The sequence below is a fragment of the Pseudidiomarina aquimaris genome, assembly GCF_003987395.1.
GTDB lineage: Bacteria > Pseudomonadota > Gammaproteobacteria > Enterobacterales > Alteromonadaceae > Pseudidiomarina > Pseudidiomarina aquimaris.
On record NZ_PIPT01000005.1, the window covers coordinates 162,720 to 184,885 of the forward strand.

A 22,166-nucleotide genomic window follows, 5' to 3' on the forward strand; every position below is an offset into this window, starting at 1 on the left:
AGTCAAAGTGAATGGTCAGGGGAAACCTTAAACACCGCCTGACGGGGCACTTGAACGACAGGGAAACGTAAAAGTAGTCGGAGACCTGTTGAATCGCTTGAACAGATTGTTCAAGCTTGTTATAACCTTCGCTGGCCCATTGAAAAGCTAATGGAACCAAGCAAAATCTGATAATAACAATCTAAGGGGATGATACTGTGAACAAGTCTCAGTTAGTTGACAAAATTGCAGAGGGAGCAGAAATTTCAAAAGCTGCTGCAGGTCGAGCTCTGGACTCTTTTATTGAAGCAGTAACTGATGCTTTGAAAAAGGGTGATTCAGTACAATTAGTAGGTTTCGGTACCTTCGCAGTTCGTGAGCGTTCAGCTCGCACTGGTCGTAACCCACAAACTGGCCAGACGATCCAAATCGCTGCGGCAAAAGTACCTTCTTTCAAAGCCGGTAAAGCACTGAAAGACTCAGTAAACTAATCTCTGCGGAGCGGTAGTTCAGCTGGTTAGAATACCGGCCTGTCACGCCGGGGGTCGCGGGTTCGAATCCCGTCCGTTCCGCCAGCGAATAGAGAAAGTAACCCGAAGCCTGTCTTCGGGTTATTTTTTTTCTGCGTAATGAGATAGAATAACGCGCGGAAAAAATCAGAACATTTTGAGGTTAAGAGACGATTATGTTGGAGAGGATTCGTGAAGGGTCACAGAGCCTTTGGGTCAAGGTATTCCTTGTACTCATCGCGTTAACGTTTGCCTTGGCAGGGATTGGTGGTTATATCGCTAACCAGCCAGAGCCAGCGGTCGCAATGGTGAATGGCGAAGAGATCACGCAAGTGGAGTTTGACCGTGCGGTTGAAAACGAACGCGCCCGTCAGCAACAGCAAATGGGCGATTTTTATGACCAGCTAGCGCGAGATCCAAGATTTACGCAACAGCTACGCATGCGCGTGGTAAATGACCTAGTCAATCAAAAGCTGCTAGAGCAAGCGGCAAAAGGTCAGGGCCTGCGGGTTTCTGCGGATCAGGTCAAAGCGGCGATTCGCGACATTTCAAGTTTCAAAGTTGCCGGTCAATTCGACAACGATTTATACCTAACCACGTTGCGTAGCTTAGGTTATACCCCTGATGGATTTGCGCAGGTGGTGCGCCGTGATTTAGTCACCCAACAATTAGTTCAGGGTGTTATCTCGAGTGAGTTTGTTTTACCGAGCGAAGTTGATGCGACGCAACAACTCATCGGTCAAACGCGTAGCGGTAAATATGCTGAAGTTGCATTAGCTGACTACCTCGCACAAGTCGAAGTAGACGAAGCTGCTGTGGAGGCCTGGTACAACGAAAATATCCAACAGTTTGCGGTACCAGAAAAGGTTAAGCTCGCTTATGTGTTGATTGACGCAGGCAGTATTGCCGAGGCTATCGAGATTGCTGAAGAAGAGGTACAGGCCTACTACGAAGGCAACATGAGTCGCTATTCAACCGAGCCTCAATACCGTTTCTCGCATATTTTGATTGAGTCAGGCGATGATGCAGCAGCCGCAGAAGCCGAAGCTGAAGCGCTCTTGGCTGAACTTGAAGCTGGCGCTGATTTCGCTGAGCTGGCAGAAGCAAATTCTGACGATGTATTTTCCGGTGAACAAGGCGGCGACTTAGATTTCATCGAAGCAGGCACGATGGATGCTGACTTTGAAGAAGCTGCTTTCGCACTCGAGAATGTCGGTGACATGACCGGTGTGGTCGAAACGAGCTTTGGTTATCACATCATTAAACTGACCGACATCAAAGAAGGTTCAGTAACGCCACTTGAAGAAGTACGCGCTGAGATTATTACTGAACTGCAAGATGAGCGTGTGAAGCAACGTTATTACGAGTTACAGCAACAAGTTGCTGAGCTGACTTTTGAAGTTCCTGATACCTTTGCGCCAGTAAACGAAGAGCTGGGCTTAGCAGTGCAAGAGACTGAACTATTCAGTCGCAATGCCGCGCCATCACCGTTGGATAGCGCCGCAGTACTGGAGCCAGTTTTCAATGGTCCATTGATCAGCGAACAGCTTAACAGTGAACTGATTGAAATCAGTGACACAGAGTCAGTTGTGGTGCGTGTACTCGAGCACGAGGCTGCGTCAACCCAACCGCTTGATGAAGTGCGCGCCCAAGTGAGTGAGCAGATTCGTCGTGAGCGGGCGCAAGAGATGGCGACTGAACGTGCCGCAGAATTGGTGGCTAAACTGCAAGCTGATGAAGCGACCGGTGTTGACTTCACTGCGCTAGATAACGTTTCACGTCAAGTGCCGGGCCATCCGCGCGCAGTGATTCAGAAATTGTTTAATTTAAGTGCTCCTGCGGCCGGAAATGTGACCGCCGATACGGCAAACTTAGCGAACGGCAACGTTGCTGTCGTAGCGTTGAGTGGTGTGCAAGCTGGCAGCATCGACGAAGCACAGACAGCGCAACTGCAAGATCAGTTGATGAATAGCTACATGCAAGAGAGCTATCAAGCGGTGGTCAGTGCACTACGCGCTGATGCTGAGATTGAGATTTTGCTCAATAGCGCTAACGAAACACAAGAATAAGCGATAGCTTTCGCTGACAAATAAAAAACGCATCCCTTGGGATGCGTTTTTTTTATCCATGACGTTTAATTCGGATAGAGCTTTGGCAGTTCCGTTCGCGGTGGTTGCTGTGCTTTGCGTTTTGTTTCAATAGCCCCCTGCAATGCACGCCAGAGTGCCTTGCCTTCCTGCCAGTCATGCTGTTCCGTCGAAAAGCGCGCACGTTGTAGGTGCTCAAGCTGGCTGCGTAAGGCATCGTGCGCATAATAATCTGCCAATGCACTCAACTGACCTGCAATTTTCAACTGCGTCCGCATCCATTGTTTTAAGGCCACATCAACGGCAGCCGCATCGTTGGCATTACAGGCGCGCTTCACCGCTTTAAGCTGTTGCTGTTCGGCGGCTGTTGTCGTTGCTGTTGCAGCGTCATCTATCATCGTCTGTTGGCGCTGCTGGCGTGCCCGCATAAACCACATAGCCAGCGTTAATAGCCAAAGCAGCGCAAATACGGCTGTTGCTAGCTGCCAATAGCTGAGGTTTTCGTAAGGCTTGCTAGACGTTGATGCTGCGCCTTCACTCGCGGTGCTGCTGGCTGGGCTCGGGATTGGCTCAGAGGCAGGGGTATCGGTAGCTTGTTCGTTCGAGTCAACAGTGCGTTCGCGACCATCACTTGCGCCAGGTGCAACCGCAATAACTTGGCCAGGTGCGGAAGCTTCTTGGCGCTCACGTAATTGAGTATTGAACCAAGGCACGGTAAGGCTTGGTATCTCGAGTTCGCCAGCACTATGGGGAATCACTGTGACACGCAACGTTTGCTGCGAAACCAGGCTACCGTTGCGCTGATTCATCGCTGATTCCGGTGCTTCCGGATAAATACTTGCGTCCTGCAACGAGAGTTGGCGTACAAGCGCGTCTAATCGAGGTAGCTGGTCAGCGAGTGGACCCACCGCGGTCAGGCGATAGGTGAGGGTTAAAGGTTCACCCTGTGTGATTTGTATTTGTTCACCTTCAGGTTGCGCACTTGCTTCGTTGCCGACGGAAACTGATAGGGTTACCAGCTCTGCAGGAAGCCAAGTATGTTGCGCCGGCCAGTCGGCTGGAATAGGCTTCACCTCGATAGGTAGATTGGTGGCTGCGGTGGTGACTGAGCGGGTCGAGGAGAAGCTCGGAAATAGCGTCCGGTTGCTCTCGACGTTGATTTGTCCTTGGAAGACTGGGCCGCGGATCTCCTGCGCACCGGAACGCTGCGGTATCACAATGAAGCTGCGCTCAAATACTTGGAACATGCGGCCATCGATAACTTCCGTGCTATCTTCGTCGCGTCCGACTTGCCGAATATCAGCATCCTCTAACTGTGGCGGAATGATATTGCCGCTGTGTAGGTTTGCCGCCAGATAGAGTTTGGTCGTCAAAACCACCTGCTCTTGTACATAGATGTCGTCACGATCGAGTTCGACGCGCATGAATGCATCGCGCTGTTCACTGAGCGCTGGATCATCGGCTGCTAAGACTTTAAGGGTTAATTGATTCGACTCGGTACCAGCGACCTGAAAGGGACCTAACGCATACTCACCAGGCTGTTGTGGTGCTTTGGCGACGGTCCGAAAGGTCTTTTCACGGCTGGTTTGGCCGTCGATGATTTGCGTGGTGCTGCTACTCGAGGTGCCCATCACTTCAAAGTCGGGTAAGAGTTCTGCCGGTCGCCACGCACGATCCTCAATAAAGGCATCGACTGTTAGCGTTAGAATGAAGGTATCACCACTGGCTACCGGGTTTTTATCGACACTGACAACGACAGATTCTGGTGTCTCTGACTGTGCATACGCGGTTGGCGCAATGGCTGTTGTCACCAGTGCTAACAAACCAAGAAAAGCTAAATGACGGAATAGAGTTACCACTGTTTATCGACTCCTTGGGGCAGACGCTCGCGTCCTCGGCGACGTGCTTCGAGCTCCATTTTTCGTTGTAACAAAATGGCTGGGTCATCTTCAATTCGATTCAGCCAGTTTTCCAGTTGTTGCCGTTGTTCTTCGCTAAGTTGCTCAGCACTGGGTTGTGCTTGTTGCGCATCTTCGCCGGTTTCGTCTTCAGCAGCATCTTCTGCCGCTTCTGCTTCAGGTTGCTGCGCGCTATCTTGCGGTGCTTCGGGCTCTTGCTCGGGTGGTTGCTCACCTTCGGCGCCAGGTTCTGCCGAGGGCTGTTGTTGGCCTTCCTGCTCACCCTGTTGTTCGCCTTGCTGTTGGCCGTCTTGCTGCTGTTGCTCCTGTTGGCCCTCACCTTGTCCTTGTTGCTGTTGTTGCTTCTGCTGTTCGGCGAGTTGCTGAGCAAGGGCGAGGTTGTCTTGTGCTTGACGTAGTTCAGGATTGCGCTGCAAAGCTTCTTGGTAAACGTTGGCAGCTTCGTCATAGCGCTCCAGCTGCATCAGGGCATTGCCTTGATTATAGTAGCCTTCAGCACTGTCCACTTGGGAGAAGTCCATTAAAGCGCGTTCGTAGTTGCCACGCGCGTAATTCGCTGTACCGCGCTGCCATGGGTCGTTAGCAATTTGCGCTGCGCGATCGTAATTTTCTTCGCGAAGGGCCTCATCAGCTTGTTGATAGGGTGTTTGCCAAAGTTGCTGATGCCAAGCCAGCCCTTCGTCGCTATCCGTGTCACTGGCTTGCGCATGGGCACTTGGCGGGGCCAAGAACAGCACGTTCGTTAAGCAAAACAAACCTAGAATTTGTAACGCCCCGCGGCGGAGCAGAGGTAGTAACAGTAACACTGCTAAACCAATCAGCCAGGGGCCCTGATCAACCCATGCATCACCGCGTTGGTCTTCGCTCTCACTGCCTTCACGCTGCAGTGGTGGCATGCTGCTCAAATAGCGCAGATCTTGTTGATCCTGACGCCATTCGCTAAAACGGCCATCGCTCATGTTGGCTAAACGCTCGAGGCGACTGGCTAACATTTTTGGCACCACGACATCACCGCCACCATCGCGCAGTAAGTTACCGTTGGGTAGTTGAATGGGCGCGCCTTGTTCGGTGCCTAATCCTAGAATCGCAATACGATGGGGGTGATTGCGGACAAAGTCCGTGATCTCTCGTTGGTCTCGCGTATCAATACCATCGGTAAACCAATAAATATCCCCCTCCGCATAGCCGGCTTCGCGTAGCAAGCGATCGGCCAACTCGAGTGCTGCCAAAGGATAACTACCTTGCACTGGCATTAGGTCAGGCCGCAGCGCGCGGATCAGGTTGCTAAGACTACGCGAATCGGTGGTAAGTGGACTGATAACATAGGCATCGCCGGCATAGGCAATTAACCCTGTCTCACCGTCAAGCTGCTCATTGGCTAAGGCCATCGCTTTAAAGCGCATCTGCGTGAGGCGGTTAGGGGTGATATCGGTCGCTAACATCGACTGTGATACGTCAAGCACGATGACTTGCCCTGCTGCCAATTGAAATACGGGTTGCGGTTTCTTTTCCCAGGCTGGGCCCGCGAGGCCAAGGCTTAAACTAAGCAAGGCGAGGGGTAATAGCCAGGCCAAACCGTTGTTGGCTTTATTACGCTTTTCAACGACCAATAGTTGTGCCAGATGCGGGGCTACCACCTGCTTCCAACCCTGTTGCTGCCGGTTCTTGCGCCAAATAAGCCAAGCGGTCCACACGGCCACCAGACTACCTAGGAGCCACCAGGGCCGGACAAAATGGAAAAGTTCGAAGTTCATGCTGCCGACCTCCGCCATCTTTGCCGTGCTTGCGCGAGCAACAAACTAAAGCCGAACAGGCCAAGAGCAACGCCGGCAGGCCAGAAGAACAGCTCGGTTTGTGGTCGGCGTAATTGCTCATCGCCACTTACCGGTTCGTATTGATCCAAAGTGCGATAAATCTGTTCAAGCTCCTCGGTACTGCGGGCACGAAAGTACTCGCCACCGGTGGCTTGGGCGAGTCCTTGAAGCATTGCTTCATCGAGATCACGGCTGGGGTTCACTTTACGCTGACCGAAGAAACTATCGACGATGACTTCTTCCGCACCTACCCCGATGGCATAGATTTTTACCCCATAATAGCTGGCAAGTTGCTGCGCTTGCTCGGGCGAGACATAGCCGGCGGTATTTTGTCCATCGGTGAGAAGAATCAAGATCTTGTTACTTTCTTCGTTATCGCGAAAACGTTTCACGGCAAGGGCGACTGCATCGCCAATCGCTGTGCGCTCACCGATTAAGCGCAGTTGGGCCTCTTCGAGCAACTGCTTAACGCTGGCGAGGTCATAGGTAATTGGGGCCTGCACATATGCGGTATCGGCAAACAAGATGAGGCCCATTTTGTCACCTTTACGCCGCTCGACAAAGTCACTTACTACGTGTTTAACCATATCAAGACGGTTCACCTCTTCGCCTGCAATCTTCATGTCGGCGATTTCCATACTGCCTGACAAATCAACGGCCAGGACCATCTCGCGTGCTTCACTACGAATTTGTACCGGTTCACCGAGCCATTGCGGGCGGCATAGAGCGGCGATCAGCAAACTCCACAGGAGCAGCAACAGCAGACTGCGCAGCAGCGATGTTTTTTGTTGTCCGGCGCCTTGTTCAAGTGGTAGCAGTTGCGCAACACGTAGGGTAGAAAAGTGCTGTTGGCGCGGTCGGCGCAGCCACCAAAGCAGCGGTGCGAGAAACCATATAAGACCAAGCCATGGCCAAGCAAACTCAATCATTCATGGCCCTCCGTTGTTGCTGACTTGGCGGTAAAGCCTGTTTGAGCCAAGTTCGCGCGAATTCAGCGTAGCGTTGTTGCAGCGCTTGTTGCTTTCCCGCAGGGCGATAGGCCGCTTGTTCTACTTCGACTAAAAGATCGTAGTAGCGCGCAGCATTGCGTTCACTAAGATGACTCACCAGAAAGTCCCGCCATGCTTTACCGGTCAGCTGAGCAATGTGCTTACGAGGGTAGTAACCCATGCAAGCTTGCTTGAGTAATAAATTGAGTTCATTGAGGCTGGCATTTGCTTGCAATGCACGCAGTGCCGCGCGTTTGACCCGTCGCCGTCGCGCAGCGCGAATACTCGCGGTAATGATGCCAACCACGAGCGCAATTGCGACGATAGCCACGACATACCAGCCCGGGGCCAAGGGCCACCAGGAAGCCGCTGGCGCAGCAATAATAGGATTTAGCTCACTCAAGGCAGGGTTACTCATTACAGCATGACCTCCGGCCATTGTTCTTCAAGCGCACGGGCGGCGCTAAATTGGTGTAGCTCCAGATTTAACTGCTGAAACTGGCCCAATAGTTGTTGTTGTAGCTGCGTGTGCTCGGCCGTGTAGGCATCGCGCTGTTGCTGCTCGCCGGCGGCAAACTCTAACTGCTGCAAGCCATCGCTTAAAGCGACGTCTTGTTGTGCGAGGGCGGTCGGGAATTGATGTTCAAGCGGGTCACTGCATTGCAGCACTTGCAAGCTGCAATGGCGTTGTAAAGCTTGCAACTTGGTAAAAGTTCCACTCGTAAAATGCTGCCAATCGCTAATAATGTGGATGATCGTGCCGGGTTTGGCAACTTGCTGCGCACGCTGAAGTAAATCATCCAAAGTCGCTTGACTGGTTGTTGCAGAGGATTGTTGCCAGTCGGCCAAGCTTTCATTTTGTAGCTCTACCAGCGCATGAATGATACGTAAAACGCCATGCTGGCGCGCTTGTGGGCGTATCTCAACATGACGCTGTGGATGGCCAATGAGCGCACCCACGCGGTCACCGCGTTGTACTGCAAGCCACGCCATGGCCGCAGTTAAGTGACAGGCCAGTACACTCTTTAATAACAATGCACTACCGAAGTGCTGCGTGGGCGCGAGATCAACAACGAACATGACCGGACGTTCCCGTTCTTCACGGTACAGCTTAGTATGTGGCGTCCCCGTACGCGCGGTGACGCGCCAATCAATAGCCCTGACATCGTCACCTGCTTGATAGTGGCGTACTTCGTCAAACTCCATACCGCGGCCACGAGTTTTACTCAGCAACGCACCGGTTTGTGCCTTAGGTGGGTGTAACTTGCGATGACGCGCAAAAGCACCCACTTTGCTACGGTAATACATAAGTTCGGCACTACCGACCTGAATGCCATCACTGTGCCACTGTTGGAGCCACTCGCTCGCGTTGGTCATAACCATTTACGGCGTTGGAACTTCTTGCAAGATTACTTGCAAGGCTTGATCGGCCGTAATGCCATCGGCCTCGGCTTGATAGCTTAGAATAATACGATGACGTAAGACATGGGCAAACACCGCTTGAATGTCATCTGGTGTGACGAAGTCACGTCCAGCCAGCCAGGCTTTGGCACGCGCGCAGCGATCCAAAGCGATGGTTGCGCGCGGGCTGGCGCCATAACTGAGCCAACGCGCGAGGTCATTGGAATAGTGCTCGGCTTGACGGGTCGCGATGACTAATTGCACCAGATAGTTCTCAACGTCCTCGTCCATGAATACTTCTAGCACTTCTTTGCGTGCGGCAAAGATATCTTCTTGGCTCAACGGAGCTGGCATCGCGACTTCGCCATGCAGTTCTTCACCACGGGTTAAACGCAAAATCTCTAGCTCAGTTGCTGCCGCCGGATAATCGAGATTTAACTGCATTAAAAAGCGGTCAAGCTGAGCTTCTGGTAGTGGATAGGTACCTTCTTGCTCAAGCGGGTTTTGCGTAGCAAGTACCATAAACAAACCGGGCAGCGGGTAGGTGGTTTGGCCTACGGTAATTTGCCGCTCAGCCATGGCCTCGAGTAATGCTGACTGCACCTTCGCCGGGGCGCGGTTGATCTCATCCGCGAGAATAACGTTGTGGAACAAAGGACCTTTTTGAAAAACAAACTCACCGGTCTCCGGACGGTAAATATCCGTACCCGTTAAATCGGCAGGCAAGAGGTCAGGGGTAAATTGAATGCGGTGAAAGTCGCCTTCAATGCCTTTTGCTAAGGCATTGACCGCACGTGTTTTGGCAAGCCCTGGTGGGCCCTCTACCAATAAGTGGCCGTCGGCAAGGACGGCAATCAGCAAGCTTTCGGTAAATTCCGATTGCCCGAGCACTTGGCTGTCTAAGTAATTTCGCAGGCTTTGGAACTGTTCTGCGGCCATGTTAACCCCTAATGTGGTAGCTGTGTCTATACTCTAGTATGTACTTTACCTAAAACAAGAGTTTAATTCTTGGGATGAAACCGCTAGAATTTGTAATAAATCGTGAGGTCTGACCAGATCAGAAATCCGCCAATTTCCCGAACAGAGGTAGTGAACTATGACGTCACGTCAGCAACTGACTACGCCACAGGGTGACCGCATTGCGGTGGTCGCTGGGCTTCGTACACCATTTGCCAAGCAAGCAAGTTATTACCATGGTATCCCAGCGCTTGATTTAGGCAAAATGGTTGTGCAAGAAATGCTCAATCGTTATGGCTTGGACGGCAAAGAAGTTGAGCAACTAGTGTTCGGCCAAGTGGTGCAAATGCCATCGGCACCGAACATTGCTCGTGAAATCGTGTTGGGCACGAGCCTGCCGGTTAGCACCGATGCCTACAGCGTATCGCGTGCCTGTGCGACCAGCTTTCAAGCCACCGTTAATGTTTTAGAAACCATGGTGGCTGGCAATATTAGTGTTGGTATCGCCGGCGGAGCCGATTCATCCTCAGTGCTGCCGATTGGCGTGTCACGCAAACTTGCCCATGCACTCGTTGATTTAAATAAAGCACGGAGCCTTGGACAGCGCCTGAGTATTTTGAAACGTCTGCGTTTTAAAGATCTTTTACCGGTGCCGCCAGCGATTGCTGAATATAGTACCGGCTTAACGATGGGCGACACGGCTGAGCAGATGGCGAAGTCCCACGGTATCGAGCGTGCTGACCAAGATGCTTTAGCGCATCGCTCACACAGTCTTGCCCACGAGGCATGGGAAGCCGGCAAACTTGATGATGAAGTTATGACTGCTTTTGCTGAGCCATACAAAGACTTCTTGCGTCGTGACAATACGATTCGTAGTGATAGCAAGCTCGACAGCTACGCTAAGTTACGCCCCGTATTTGATCGCAAACACGGCTCGGTTACCGCCGCGAACAGTACCCCGTTAACCGATGGTGCTGCGGCAGTTTTATTGATGACAGAGAGTAAGGCAAAAGCCCTAGGCTATGAGATTTTAGGTTACATCAAGAGCTACGCATTTAGTGCCATAGGCGTAGAGAAAGATATGCTCATGGGACCATCGTTTGCGACACCGATCGCCCTGGATCGCGCAGGCATGAAGCTGAGCGATCTTGACTTAATCGATATGCACGAGGCGTTTGCTGCACAAACTCTTGCTAACGTAAAAATGTTTGCTAGTAAGAAGTTCGCGCAAGAGCAGCTGGGTCGCAGTGAAGCGATTGGCGAAATCGATATGGACAAATTTAATGTCTTAGGCGGCTCAATCGCTTATGGTCACCCATTTGCCGCAACTGGAGCGCGGATGATTACGCAAACCCTACGTGAGCTTAAACGACGCGGAGGCGGTACCGCATTAACCACAGCCTGTGCTGCAGGTGGCCTCGGTTCAGCAATGATTTTGGAGAGTAACTAATGACTGATACGAAACGCGCATTTACCCTTGAAACGCGTGACGATGGCGTCGCGGTTATTCATATTGATGTACCAGGCGAGTCGATGAATACGCTAAAAGCCAGCTTCGCTGAAGAAGTGAGCGAGGTGTTGGGTAAGCTGGAACAACTCAGTACGCTGAAAGGTGTAGTGGTGATCAGTGATAAGCCTGGTTCGTTTGTTGCCGGTGCCGATATCAGCATGATTGATGAATGTGAGAATGCGGCTGATGCTGAGAGCCTAGCGCGACAAGGTCAGGCAATGTTCGATCGCATCGAGCAACTCAAGGTGCCGGTGGTGGCTGCCATTGACGGTGCCTGTTTAGGTGGTGGCTTAGAGCTGGCGTTAGCTTGTCACTATCGCATCTGTACCGATAGCGAAAAAACCTCATTAGGTTTACCTGAGGTCCAGCTGGGTTTGTTGCCGGGCTCAGGCGGAACGCAACGCTTACCGCGTTTGATTGGTATTCAAAAAGCGTTGCCTTTAATCCTGGCGGGTAAGCAGTTGCGTCCAAAGCAAGCGAAGAAACAAGGCATTGTAGATGATGTGGTGCCCGCTAGCATTTTGCTAGAGGCCGCCGTTGAGAAAGCGCTGAATAGCAAACCGAAAGTACAAAAGGTGCACCATAGCTTGATTAATAAAGGGCTTGAGGGCACCAGCTTTGGTCGCGGTATTATTTTCAAGAAAGCCCGCGAACAGGCGCAAGCGAAGGCGAAGGGTAATTACCCGGCGATTGATGCCATCATCGACACCATTAGCTACGGTGCTGACCATGGCTTTGAAGAGGGGCTGCAGTACGAAGCGCGCCAGTTTGGCATGCTGGCAATGACCCCAGAATCGAAACAATTGCGTGGTATTTTCTTTGCCACAACGGCAATGAAGAAAGAGACCGGTGCTGGCGCGACGAAGCCGGCCACTGTTCAACGTGTCGGTGTGCTGGGTGGTGGCCTTATGGGTGGCGGTATTGCCTATGTTACTGCAGCAAAAGCTGGTATTCCGGTACGGATCAAGGATATCGCTGAGCAGGGCATTGTGCATGCGATGAAATATAGCTATGACTTGCTGAACAAGAAGGTAAAACGCAAGCATATGCGCCGTGCGGAACTTGAGAAAACTATGCTGCGCTTGAGCGGTACCTTAGATTATTCTGGTTTTGCCCGTACGGATCTGGTGATCGAAGCGGTTTTTGAGGACCTGGAACTCAAGCAAAAGATGGTTGCCGACGTCGAAGCTAATGCGCAAGAGCATACGATTTTTGCTACCAACACCTCGAGTTTGCCGATCACCCAGATTGCGGCCAAAGCGCAGCGACCAGAGAATGTGATTGGCCTGCATTACTTCTCGCCGGTCGACAAAATGCCATTGGCGGAAATCATAACCCATGCGAAAACTTCCGATGAGACCATTGCAACCACTGTTGCGTTGGCGAAGAAACAAGGCAAAACACCGATTGTCGTCAAAGACGGCGCAGGTTTTTATGTCAATCGCATCCTTGCGCCTTATATGAATGAGGCGGCGCGCATCGTTCTTGGTGGTGAGCCTATAGAGGTAGTCGACAAAGCGTTGGTGAAATTCGGCTTCCCAGTGGGGCCAATGAAGCTAATGGACGAGGTGGGTATTGATGTTGCAGCTAAAGTTGCGCCCATTATGGCGAATGAGTTAGGCGATCGTTTTCGCGCACCAGACGCCTTTAGCAAGCTGCTAGATGACGACCGTAAGGGTAAGAAGAATAAGAAAGGCTTCTATGCTTATAGCGGTAAGAAACCAGGTAAAGAAGTTGATAGCAGCGTCTATAGCTTGCTAGGAATTCAACCGAATGCGCAACTGAGTGCGAAAGAAATCGCACGTCGTACGGTTTTCTTAATGCTCAATGAGGCTGCGTATTGCCTGGCCGAAGACATCATTCGTAGTCCACGCGATGGCGATATTGGCGCTATTTTCGGAATCGGCTTCCCACCGTTCCGTGGTGGGCCTTTCCGCTACATGGATAGCCTTGGCATTGCTGAGGTGGTCGGGCAATTACGCGGTTATGCCAAAGAACATGGCGAGCGTTATGAGCCAGCACCATTGTTAGTCGAAATGGCAAATGAAGGCCGTTCGTTTTATAATGATGGCGATTAATACGTTGTGAGGGCGTTATGAAGTCGGCTAATGTCGGCTTCATAACACCTGTTTGAGGAGGTTGTTTTGTTGATTGCGCTGTGTTGTTTGCTGTCTGCGCTTTTGGTTTACGTTCAAGCTTTACGTAATGCGATGGGAGCGAAACGTTGGGGTTTTGCTGCGCTGATGCTTGGACCGATCGTCCTGCCTTTATTTATGTCACAAAAACGCATGACATTGTTGCGCGCCTTAGGCCGCGAAAACGTTTTGTGGCAGCCTCGTTAAGGATTATTTTTTAGCGTCGCCAGCGTGGTACCAATGTGTGCTAAGAAATTCTCGCGACGCAATGGCTCTGCAAATAAGAAGCCTTGTGCAAACTCACAGTTGAGATTGTTCAAGGTTGCTGCCTGTTCAAGATTTACCACGCCTTCTGCAACAACATCGAGGCCGAGATTGTGCGCCATGGCGACAATGGAGGCGACCATATTGCGATCGCGCTCAGCACCATTAATGTCGTCAATGAAGGCTTTGTCGATTTTCAGTGTTTGAATTGGGAAGCGCTTCAAATAGGCAAGCGATGAATAGCCGGTGCCGAAGTCGTCAAGTGCAAGGTGAATGCCTAAGTTATTCAGCTCGGTCATGATTTCAATGGCTCGCTCAGGATCGTCCATGACAACCCCTTCGGTGATCTCTAATTCCAAGTAGCTCGGATGCAGCTTCTCTTCCTGCAAGATACTCATGATGCGCTTCGCTAAGTCAGGCTGCAGGAACTGCTTGGCGGACAGGTTAACTGCAACGCGGCCTTGTACGGCACCTGCTTCAACCCATTCACGCATGTCGCGACAGGTTTGCCGTAATACGCGTTCACCCACATCGATAATCAAGCCAGTTTCTTCGGCGAGCGGAATAAAGTCTGCGGGACTGACCACTCCCACATCAGGGATTTCAAGCCGAACTAGAGCCTCTAAGCCAACGAACTTATTTGAGCGCAAGGAAACTTTTGGTTGGTAATGAACTTGCAGATAGTTATTGCGTAGGGCGTGGCGCAATTGGTTCTCCACTTGTAAACGCCGCACTGCGTTTTTGTTCATCGACTCATTAAAGAATTGATAGGTTGCACCACCACGATTTTTGGCATGGTACATCGCCGTATCGGCATTCTGCAGGAGTTCCTGTGATGATTGTCCGTCGTTCGGATAGACCACGATACCAATGGAACTGCTGACCACAATATCGTGACCGCTGATATGGAACGGCTGGGACAAACACTCAAGAATGCGTTTCGCCGCAGAAGTGATCACGCGCACATCGGTCGTGTCTTCCAGCATCAGAATAAATTCATCACCGCCGAGGCGATAGAAAGTATCTTGCGGGCGGCCTACTTCGCCGACACGTTCGGCAACATGCATTAATAAGTGGTCTCCGACCTCGTGGCCGAGGGAATCGTTGATCTTCTTGAAGTCATCGAGATCGAACAAGAGGAGGGCATGCATAATGCGTTTGCGCACCAGATTCGAATGACTTACTTGGAAATAGGAACGGTTGGGTAGACCGGTTAAAGTATCGGTGTTCGACAGTCGCCGTAGTTCGCGCTCGGCGTTTTTACGATCGGTGATATCTGAGAACGTAGCAACGTAATAGGAAATCTCTTTGCTTTCATCACGAATAGCATCAAGGGTTAATTCCATTTGGTACACGGTACCGTCTTTGCGTAGGTCCTCTAACTCGCCGTGCCAAGTTCCTTGTTGCTGGACAATTTGCTTGATTTGTTCAAGGTGATCAGGGCTGTACAAGCTGAAACGCAGGGAGCGACCAATCATGTCATCGCGACGATAGCCGGTGATGCGCGTAAATGACTGGTTAGTTTCAACAACGTTGAATTGCGCATCGTAAATGCAGACGCCATCAGAGATATTGGTGATGGACGCGGCAAGCATTTTTAGCCGTTCTTCAGCGGTCACCAGCGGCGTGATGTCTTTAAGGGTACCAGTCATACGACGCGGACGTTGCTGGTCATCGTAGGTGACTATTTTGCCGCGGTCGAGAACCCACATCCAACCTTTGTTTGAGGCGACACGGTAGGTTTGCTCATAATGGTCGGTTTTGCCTTCAAGATAATTTCGCAGTGTCCAACGAACCTTTGCAATGTCGGCCGGATGGATGTTGGATTTGCCACTGTCATCACCGTAGCGAATCCCATCTTCGGGAAAGGTCTTTAATTGCCGCCAGGTATTATGACGGTGCAACTCGTCAGTATCGATATGCCAATCCCACAATTGGTCGCCACTGCCCCACAAGCTCAGTTTTAGCCGTTCTTCGCTGTCACGCAGCAGGTGAATGGCTTGGCGGCGCGTACTGATGATAGCGCCTACGCCGACTAAAACACCAATCAGCAGCGCGGCATAAAAGGCGATAGCCCATGGCGATAGCCAGAGCGGTGCTGCAACATCAAGTTCAATGGTACGGGTACCGAACCAGTAATTACCGTTAGGCGAGGCTTCTACACGAAAGGTATAGCTACCAAAATCAAGATTAGTATAGGTTGCGCGGCGATAATCTGCGTCTGTGTAAATCCAGTTGGCGTCAAAGCCGTCTAACTTATAGCGGTAGCGGAGTTTCTGCGCACTAGGAGCGTAAGGAGCTCCAAACTCGATAGTTAGCGGCTCTTGCAGGCGAGGTACGTGAAGTTGTGTGGCGTTATAGAGTTGCGCGAGGTTGCGTTCATCAAGAGTGTCTGCGCTAATGGGTTTATTTGCTACGCGCAACGTTATCAGCTCAACCCGCCAATCGTTGCCAGAGGCAACTTGCGCAGAGGCTGTGGGGATGCCAAATACACTGGTGAAGATTACTAAAAAAGTGGCAACGCTAAGCCCCAGAACGATTCTGTTATGGGTACAAGCTATCCACCACTTTCTAAATTGTGTATTAAAGCGCACGTGTCATCCCATTGGTGGGTTGTGTTTCGGCACAACTCTTATTTTTGTTATACCGCTCAACTTACCCAATAATTTAGGGGCTGTCAAAGTTCTTTAGGACTCGCGGTAATATAGCCTTGATGCCCTGTTGTAGCTAGTATTTCAGCTAATTCTTTGATGAAAAAAGAAGTTGTGTTGACTTCTAGCTGTTGAGCCATTTTTTCGAGGCGGTCAAAACTTACGTCAGTTGGCGAAATTGTGCTCCACAAACGTTGACTACGTAACCTCAAATTCGTGTCAGGTTCGCGTAACTTACGAATAAGGTGCCCCTTCACTTGGTCTAATTCGTCGTGAATGCGCTCATCAAATTGCTGCAAAAAATGCTTGCGGAACGCTTCGATGGCCTTACATAGCTCGGGCGCCTTCGAATTACTTGATTGCACATACATCAACAGGTGCGGGCGCTGCTCAATCGGCATATAGGTACTTCCCACCAGATAGCCAAGCTGTTGGCGAGTTCGCAGCTCATTAAATAAATGCGGCTGAATAAATTGATTGAGTAATAACATGCAGGTTTGCTGCAAGACACTGGTATCGCTGCCTTGAATTACCAACATGGCGGCATGGTCGGTATGCCGTGTCAGAAGCTGCCCGCGCGTTTCAAGCTTTCCCGAACTCTTTAGTTCGGCGAGGTCGCGTGTCGCTGGCATATTCGCTTGCAGATTTGCCTGCATGCTAAAGGTCTGCTGAGCGCACTCGGTTAACGGACGCAGTGTTTCTTGGGTGAGGTCGCCATGGGCAAACAGTTTTAACTCAACCTCTGCAAATAGCTGCTGTTGCCAATCGTCAAAGCCTGAGCGCGTAATTTGCGCCAGTGCTTCGGCAAGATCGCTGAGTGCATACATGTGCGGCTGCAAAAGTACATTTAACCGGGCAAACAAAAGGTTCAATGGTTTATTGGCGAGGGCCGACTGCCAATTGACATACAGCTTTTGTTTAATATCGGCAAAACGCGATTCACTGAACCGAGTTGTTTGTAGCCGCTCGAGCAAATCTCGGCTGAGCTCTACAATTCCTTGCGAGTAACCACTGATGTGCAAAGTGATACCATAATGCTGCGGATAAATATTGAAATGCAAGCCGGCAATTTCTGCATCGTAGCAGTCCTCATTGAGGCGGTCGATCATCAACTCGCACCATAATCGTGCACTGGCATAGTGGGTCGCACTTGCGGTGACATTCGGTAGCGTAAATTGACAATAAATATGGGCCTTTGGCGCCCGAAAGTCAGGGTCTTGCAAATGCCACAAGGTTAGCCCATCGGCTAACTGATGCTGGCGTGGGTCGCGCGAGACCGGTTCGCTAAGCGCTTGCGGTGGCCGTAAAGGGTGCAAATAAGGGTTGGGTCCAGGTAACTGAATTGCCGAGACCTCGGCACTTTGCCAAAACTCCAGCTGCGCTTCGGTAAACGGACGCACCTGATAATCAGTACCATAAATCGGCTCGTGTTGATCAACCTCAACCTGACGGTGAATAAGTGTCGCGCGTAAATTGTCAGCGCGCATGCAGTCCAACAGTTCGCGCGCCTTACTGACATTCAGTTGGTCCATACGATAATCACCAAAGATTAAATCGTGTGGCTGATAATGATGCATATTAATAGCGAGTTGAGGGGCTAAATCTGCGGTTCGGGCCGGTTCCTGAAAACGGAACGCGTTGGCAATCGCAACTTGTCGCTCTTTGTAACGCCAGTCTTCAAGCCCTTCATGCTTTATACGGTCGATAGCGGCTAATACTTCCGCAATAATCCGATCGGTGTGTTGCAACCCATATTCGGTAAGTTGCATATTCAGATTAAAGTCTTTGAAGTTACTACCGCTAATGCCGCCACCTGCGGCCAGACTATTAATTAAATTGGCATGGTGCAGCTCGGCATAGAGGCTACCAGGACCTTCATAACCCAATAAATGGGCAATGAAACTGGTTGTCTTGTATGGGTAGTCTTTGTCAATGCTGGGTAAAGCGAAGGCGAGTATGAGTCGCCGAGCATCCTTGAGTGGGCGCACATGGAGCTGTATGCCGGTTTGTTCAGGCAAATAAAGTGGCGCCTGTTCGGGGGTAACGGTGGCACCGTTACCTGGGATCGACTGAAAACATGCAATCGCCAATGTTTCGAGTTCATCAAGCGATTGCGGTCCTGCCAGAACGAGTGTCATGCGGTTGGCTCGGTACCAAGTCGAAAAATAGCTTCGCATGTGCTGATCGAGGCCAGTCGTGTCGCCTTTGTTAGTGAGCGTATTAAAATTCCCAACCGAAAATTTAGAAAACGGATGCGCTGGGTTAGCAGTGACTTTATGCACCTGATACAGCCGCCGAAGCTCGTCTTTTCGTTTTAACTGGAACTCGGACTCAATGGCATTGACTTCTTTTGCAATCCACTCGGGATTGAATGTCGGTTGATAGAAAAAACGTGAAAAACGATCCAGTGCTTCGGCAAAGCTAGGCGCGTCGACGCTGCAATAATAGCTACTGTACTCGGTTCCGGTCCACGCGTTGTGGTGGCCACCGTGTTGGTGAATAAAGTCTTGATAGGCAGTGGCTTCAGGATACTTTTCAGTTCCTAAAAAAAGCATATGCTCGAGAAAATGCGCGAGACCTTGGTTTTCGAGGGGATCTTGGAAGTGACCTGCGGCAACTGCCAGGGCTGCTGTACTTTGATGAGCTTCTGGGTCATGAACAAGCGTGCAGCGTAAACCATTCGACAAGGTCACCATCGCGTAATCGCGATGGTCTGTCGGACTTTTTATAATGTCAGTAAAGCGCTCGAGGCGGCTGCTCGGTTCCATACACTCCCCATGTTGTGCTTAAAATGACGGAAGTGCGCTGGCAACAGCCTGATTATTGATCCAGCGGCGTGTCAAAGTTCTTAGGGCGATCAAAGTCGCCAGCGTAATCGCTCAGTTGATTATCGACAAAGGTCAGCGTCACACTGCGACGGTAATCATTCCCACTACCTGAATTCATGTTAAAAACATAGTACCAAGTGTCGTCTGCGAAAACGTTCTCAGCGACGGGAGCCCCTAGAACATAATTAACTTGTTCTTTCGACATACCGATACGTAATTGGTCAACGTCACGTTGTTCTAAGTAGTTGCCTTGTGGCACATCAATTCGGTGCACTAGACCATCAAATACGGAGCAACCACTAAGGGTGATCACTAGGCCTGCCAACAATAATTTCTTCATAAATGCGACTTAACTTCTTTTTTATGGAGTTCAATAGTTCCGATGATAAACAAAGCAAGGCCGAATAACTAGCCTTGCAGTGTTTAGATTGACCGAATAATTGTGGAAACGTTCACTCAACTGGCGTTGGCGAGTAACTCTTTCGCATTTGCTTTAGTCGTATCGGTAATTCGATCACCGCCGAGCAGGCGGGCTAACTCAATAACGCGGTTATCATGATCGAGTGTGACCATTTGTGTTTCAGTGTGCTCACCATCGGTTGTTTTATCGACGCGCAATTGCTGGTGAGCCTGAGCTGCGACTTGCGGTAAGTGGGTAACACAGATCACTTGGTTCTGTTGGCCGAGCTGTCGCAAAAGTTTGCCGACAGTTGCCGCAGTCGCACCACTCACGCCCACGTCGACTTCGTCAAACATCAACGTAGGAGTTGTCATTTGTGCGGCCGCGATAACTTGCACGGCGAGACTAATGCGCGAGAGTTCACCGCCTGACGCAACGCGAGCTAGCGATTGTAGCGGCTGTCCTGGGTTTGTGGTCACTTGGAACTGCACATTATCGGTACCTAAGCGCGTTGCAGGTGCCTCGGCTTGATGATCCACGGCAATCACGAAGCGGCCATGCGGCATATTTAGTTCGCGCATTGAGTGCGAAATCTGCTCACTCAGTTCTTGTGCCGCTTTTTGTCGCTGGGTCGAGAGTTTAGCTGCGCATTTACGGTAATGTTTGGCTGCAGCTTGTACTGCTTCATCTGAATTTGCTAACGCATCAGCAGCGGCATCAAGTTCTGCTAATTCGCTGGTAAGTTGCTTGTGAAGACCAGGTAAAGCTGTGGGTTCAATTTGATGCTTTCGGGCTAATTGAACCGCTTGTGTGACACGTTTTTCGGCATTGACCAGCTCAGCTTCATCCAACTCAATAGCATCACTGTAGTGGCGCAACTCACGTGCCGCTTCCTCAATCTGTACGCTCGCTTCACGCAGCATCTTCACCGCAGGTTCCAGTTCAGGGTCATTGTCCAGTTGCTGCTCTAATCTTTGCACAGCCGCTTGCACAAGTCCGTAGGCATTGTTGTGCTCTCCCTCAAACAGGGCGTTCACTGCAAATTGACTGTCTTCTTGCAGAGCGGAGCTATTACTAAGCTTCTTGTGAAGTTGCTCGAGCTCTTCATATTCACCTTCTTGCAGCGCAAACTGGTCGAGTTCTTCAACTTGATAACGAATCAATTGCGCCCGCGCTTGACGTTCTTCTTGTTGTTGCAAAGCTTGCTTTTGTTCTTTCCGTAAGCTGTACCACTGACGGTAAGCCTCGCTTACTTCGTTCAATAAATCAGCGTGGCGCGCGTAAGCATCTAAAAGTTCGAGTTGATGTTCTGGCTTAGTTAACAACTGATGCTCGTGTTGGCCATGAATGTTGACGAGTAATGGTGCCAGTTGCTTCAGTTGCGTCACATTCACGGGGCAGCCGTTGATCCAAGCTTTAGAGCGTCCTTCACGGGTAATCACCCGACGCAATACGCAGTGATCGGGTTCCGCCTCATCGCTCAACTCTTGACTTTTTAGCCATGCATCCGCTGGGCCTGCGGTCACTAACTGGAAACTGGCGATGACTTCGGCCTTTTCTGCACCTGGGCGTATCGTATCGCTATCGGCACGATCACCAAGACACAGCCCTAAGGCGTCCAGTGCAATGGATTTACCTGCCCCGGTTTCGCCAGTGATGGCTGTCATACCTTGTTTAAAATCAACGTCGAGTTGCCGTACCACGGCAAAATTGCGAACGTGTAGATGCACCAACATAGAAAGCTCCTTACGCATAACGTGCTACAACTACTGTGTTTACATACAGTAGTTATACAGTATTTATACAGTAATGCAAGCCAGTGCTTAAAAGAGTCGACTGCCCCAACCGAGTTTGTTACGTAAGACTTTGAAGTAACTATGATCTTTTGGATGCAAAAGGGTGAGGGTATAGGCGTATTTGTGAATCAACACCTCATCTTTGGGGAGTACCTCCATGCGCATGTGACCATCACAACTTAATTGCAGGTTGCCGTTGTCGGGTGAGGGTTTTAGGTGCAGCGTGCAATTAGCACCTACCACGATTGGGCGGCTACTTAAGGTGTGCGGGAACATTGGCACCAAGCTAATGGCGTCTAAACCGGGCGTCAAAATCGGGCCGCCACCAGAAAGAGAATAGGCAGTAGAACCGGTTGGAGTGCTGACGATGAGGCCATCAGAGCGCTGACTGTAGACGAAGTCACTGTCAACATAGACCTCGAACTCGATCATATGTGCGACTTTGTCGGAATGCAGTACCACTTCGTTGATGGCGCGTCCGACGTTATGACGATGGCCGTCTCGGATCACTTCTGCTTGCAGCAAGAAGCGCTCCTCGGTGATGTAATCGCCGTTTAATACCGCACGCAACTGTTGCATCACATGGTCGGGGTCAATATCGGTCAGAAAGCCAAGGTTGCCGCGGTTGACGCCGACCACCGCGACGTTAAACTCGCAAAGAATTCGCGCTGCGCCGAGCATATTACCATCACCGCCAACGACCACGGCAAGATCTGCCGCTTCACCGAGTTGCTCAAGTGGAAGTGTTCGACGTTCGCGCTTATCCAGTTGTTGTGCGGTGCGTTCTTCAATAATGACGTCCAAGCCAAGGGCGCCCAGCTCTTGTTCCAAGGTAAGGAGCGTGGCACGGGTCGCCTCATGGTTGACCTTACCGAGTAGAGCAATGCGTTGAAAGGCTAGCGCCTGTGGATTCGCCATAAAACTTCC

The 22,166-nt window shown here is 50.9% G+C and carries 15 protein-coding genes and 1 tRNA gene; 5 read left to right on the top strand and 11 right to left on the bottom strand.

Annotation, left to right across the window (positions count from 1 at the left end):
• Nucleotides 1-197: 197 nt before the first annotated feature.
• The 3 genes from hupB to CWE21_RS07810 all read left to right on the top strand — a co-directional run bounded on the left by hupB (nucleotide 198) and on the right by CWE21_RS07810 (nucleotide 2,557).
• Nucleotides 198-470, top strand: a complete 273-nt coding sequence (gene hupB / locus CWE21_RS07800; protein ID WP_034732659.1) for a nucleoid-associated protein HU-beta — start codon at nucleotides 198-200, stop codon at nucleotides 468-470.
• Nucleotides 471-477: 7 nt separating this feature from the next.
• Nucleotides 478-554 (top strand) — tRNA-Asp (locus CWE21_RS07805).
• A 110-nt stretch (nucleotides 555-664) separates the two neighbouring features.
• Entirely contained in the window at nucleotides 665-2,557 is a 1,893-nt protein-coding gene (locus tag CWE21_RS07810) for a SurA N-terminal domain-containing protein (protein ID WP_126833881.1), read from the top strand.
• A gap of 65 nt (nucleotides 2,558-2,622) precedes the next feature.
• On the opposite strand, the gene CWE21_RS07815 is transcribed toward CWE21_RS07810, so the two are convergent.
• Genes CWE21_RS07815 through CWE21_RS07840 form a run of 6 tightly spaced genes read right to left on the bottom strand, consistent with a single transcriptional unit; the run spans nucleotide 2,623 to nucleotide 9,637 of the window.
• Nucleotides 2,623-4,434 carry a BatD family protein gene (locus CWE21_RS07815; RefSeq protein WP_126833882.1) on the bottom strand — a complete coding sequence of 604 codons (1,812 nt, stop codon included), beginning with the start codon at nucleotides 4,432-4,434 and terminating at the stop codon, nucleotides 2,623-2,625.
• Nucleotides 4,428-6,248: a VWA domain-containing protein gene (locus CWE21_RS07820; RefSeq protein ID WP_198675084.1), complete on the bottom strand. Its 1,821-nt coding sequence runs from the start codon at nucleotides 6,246-6,248 to the stop codon at nucleotides 4,428-4,430. Before CWE21_RS07820 ends, CWE21_RS07815 begins: the two co-directional genes overlap by 7 nt.
• On the bottom strand, nucleotides 6,245-7,237 hold the full coding sequence (locus CWE21_RS07825) for a vWA domain-containing protein (RefSeq protein ID WP_126833884.1): 993 nt from the start codon (nucleotides 7,235-7,237) through the stop codon (nucleotides 6,245-6,247). The genes CWE21_RS07820 and CWE21_RS07825 overlap by 4 nt, the downstream gene beginning before the upstream one ends.
• The gene (locus CWE21_RS07830) at nucleotides 7,230-7,715 is read right to left on the bottom strand and encodes a DUF4381 domain-containing protein (RefSeq protein WP_157982743.1); all 486 of its coding nucleotides are present in this window, start codon (nucleotides 7,713-7,715) and stop codon (nucleotides 7,230-7,232) included. Before CWE21_RS07830 ends, CWE21_RS07825 begins: the two co-directional genes overlap by 8 nt.
• Nucleotides 7,715-8,674: a DUF58 domain-containing protein gene (locus tag CWE21_RS07835; RefSeq protein WP_241970250.1), complete on the bottom strand. Its 960-nt coding sequence runs from the start codon at nucleotides 8,672-8,674 to the stop codon at nucleotides 7,715-7,717. Before CWE21_RS07835 ends, CWE21_RS07830 begins: the two co-directional genes overlap by 1 nt.
• A gap of 6 nt (nucleotides 8,675-8,680) precedes the next feature.
• On the bottom strand, nucleotides 8,681-9,637 hold the full coding sequence (locus CWE21_RS07840) for an AAA family ATPase (RefSeq protein ID WP_126833887.1): 957 nt from the start codon (nucleotides 9,635-9,637) through the stop codon (nucleotides 8,681-8,683).
• 157 nt (nucleotides 9,638-9,794) lie between these two features.
• On the opposite strand from CWE21_RS07840, the gene fadI reads away from it, so the two are divergent.
• The gene (gene fadI, locus CWE21_RS07845) at nucleotides 9,795-11,105 is read left to right on the top strand and encodes an acetyl-CoA C-acyltransferase FadI (protein WP_126833888.1); all 1,311 of its coding nucleotides are present in this window, start codon (nucleotides 9,795-9,797) and stop codon (nucleotides 11,103-11,105) included.
• Nucleotides 11,105-13,243, top strand: coding sequence for a fatty acid oxidation complex subunit alpha FadJ (gene fadJ, locus CWE21_RS07850; protein WP_126833889.1), 2,139 nt, complete (start codon nucleotides 11,105-11,107; stop codon nucleotides 13,241-13,243). The genes fadI and fadJ overlap by 1 nt, the downstream gene beginning before the upstream one ends.
• A 260-nt stretch (nucleotides 13,244-13,503) precedes the next feature.
• Here fadJ and CWE21_RS07860 read toward each other — a convergent pair whose 3' ends face one another.
• The 5 genes from CWE21_RS07860 to nadK form a co-directional block, all read right to left on the bottom strand.
• Nucleotides 13,504-16,158 carry an EAL domain-containing protein gene (locus tag CWE21_RS07860; RefSeq protein WP_126833891.1) on the bottom strand — a complete coding sequence of 885 codons (2,655 nt, stop codon included), beginning with the start codon at nucleotides 16,156-16,158 and terminating at the stop codon, nucleotides 13,504-13,506.
• An 83-nt stretch (nucleotides 16,159-16,241) separates the two neighbouring features.
• Nucleotides 16,242-18,983, bottom strand: a complete 2,742-nt coding sequence (locus CWE21_RS07865; protein WP_126833892.1) for an insulinase family protein — start codon at nucleotides 18,981-18,983, stop codon at nucleotides 16,242-16,244.
• Between the two features lie 52 nt (nucleotides 18,984-19,035).
• Entirely contained in the window at nucleotides 19,036-19,383 is a 348-nt protein-coding gene (locus tag CWE21_RS07870) for an outer membrane protein assembly factor BamE (protein WP_126833893.1), read from the bottom strand.
• A 116-nt stretch (nucleotides 19,384-19,499) separates the two neighbouring features.
• Nucleotides 19,500-21,179 (bottom strand): DNA repair protein RecN, encoded by a 1,680-nt coding sequence (gene recN / locus CWE21_RS07875; RefSeq protein WP_126833894.1) that lies wholly within the window; start codon nucleotides 21,177-21,179, stop codon nucleotides 19,500-19,502.
• An 87-nt stretch (nucleotides 21,180-21,266) separates the two neighbouring features.
• Nucleotides 21,267-22,157 (bottom strand): NAD(+) kinase, encoded by an 891-nt coding sequence (gene nadK / locus CWE21_RS07880; RefSeq protein WP_126833895.1) that lies wholly within the window; start codon nucleotides 22,155-22,157, stop codon nucleotides 21,267-21,269.
• Between the last annotated feature and the right edge of the window lie 9 nt (nucleotides 22,158-22,166).

Excerpts from the sequence above, each read along its gene's own strand:
- CWE21_RS07810 (WP_126833881.1), top strand. The coding sequence starts at position 665 with ATGTTGGAGAGGATTCGTGAAGGGTCACAGAGCCTTTGGGTCAAGGTA.
- CWE21_RS07820 (WP_198675084.1), bottom strand. The coding sequence starts at position 6,248 with ATGAACTTCGAACTTTTCCATTTTGTCCGGCCCTGGTGGCTCCTAGGT.
- CWE21_RS07825 (WP_126833884.1), bottom strand. The coding sequence starts at position 7,237 with ATGATTGAGTTTGCTTGGCCATGGCTTGGTCTTATATGGTTTCTCGCA.
- CWE21_RS07830 (WP_157982743.1), bottom strand. The coding sequence starts at position 7,715 with ATGAGTAACCCTGCCTTGAGTGAGCTAAATCCTATTATTGCTGCGCCA.
- CWE21_RS07835 (WP_241970250.1), bottom strand. The coding sequence starts at position 8,674 with ATGACCAACGCGAGCGAGTGGCTCCAACAGTGGCACAGTGATGGCATT.
- CWE21_RS07840 (WP_126833887.1), bottom strand. The coding sequence starts at position 9,637 with ATGGCCGCAGAACAGTTCCAAAGCCTGCGAAATTACTTAGACAGCCAA.
- fadI (WP_126833888.1), top strand. The coding sequence starts at position 9,795 with ATGACGTCACGTCAGCAACTGACTACGCCACAGGGTGACCGCATTGCG.
- fadJ (WP_126833889.1), top strand. The coding sequence starts at position 11,105 with ATGACTGATACGAAACGCGCATTTACCCTTGAAACGCGTGACGATGGC.
- CWE21_RS07865 (WP_126833892.1), bottom strand. The coding sequence starts at position 18,983 with ATGGAACCGAGCAGCCGCCTCGAGCGCTTTACTGACATTATAAAAAGT.
- CWE21_RS07870 (WP_126833893.1), bottom strand. The coding sequence starts at position 19,383 with ATGAAGAAATTATTGTTGGCAGGCCTAGTGATCACCCTTAGTGGTTGC.
- recN (WP_126833894.1), bottom strand. The coding sequence starts at position 21,179 with ATGTTGGTGCATCTACACGTTCGCAATTTTGCCGTGGTACGGCAACTC.
- nadK (WP_126833895.1), bottom strand. The coding sequence starts at position 22,157 with ATGGCGAATCCACAGGCGCTAGCCTTTCAACGCATTGCTCTACTCGGT.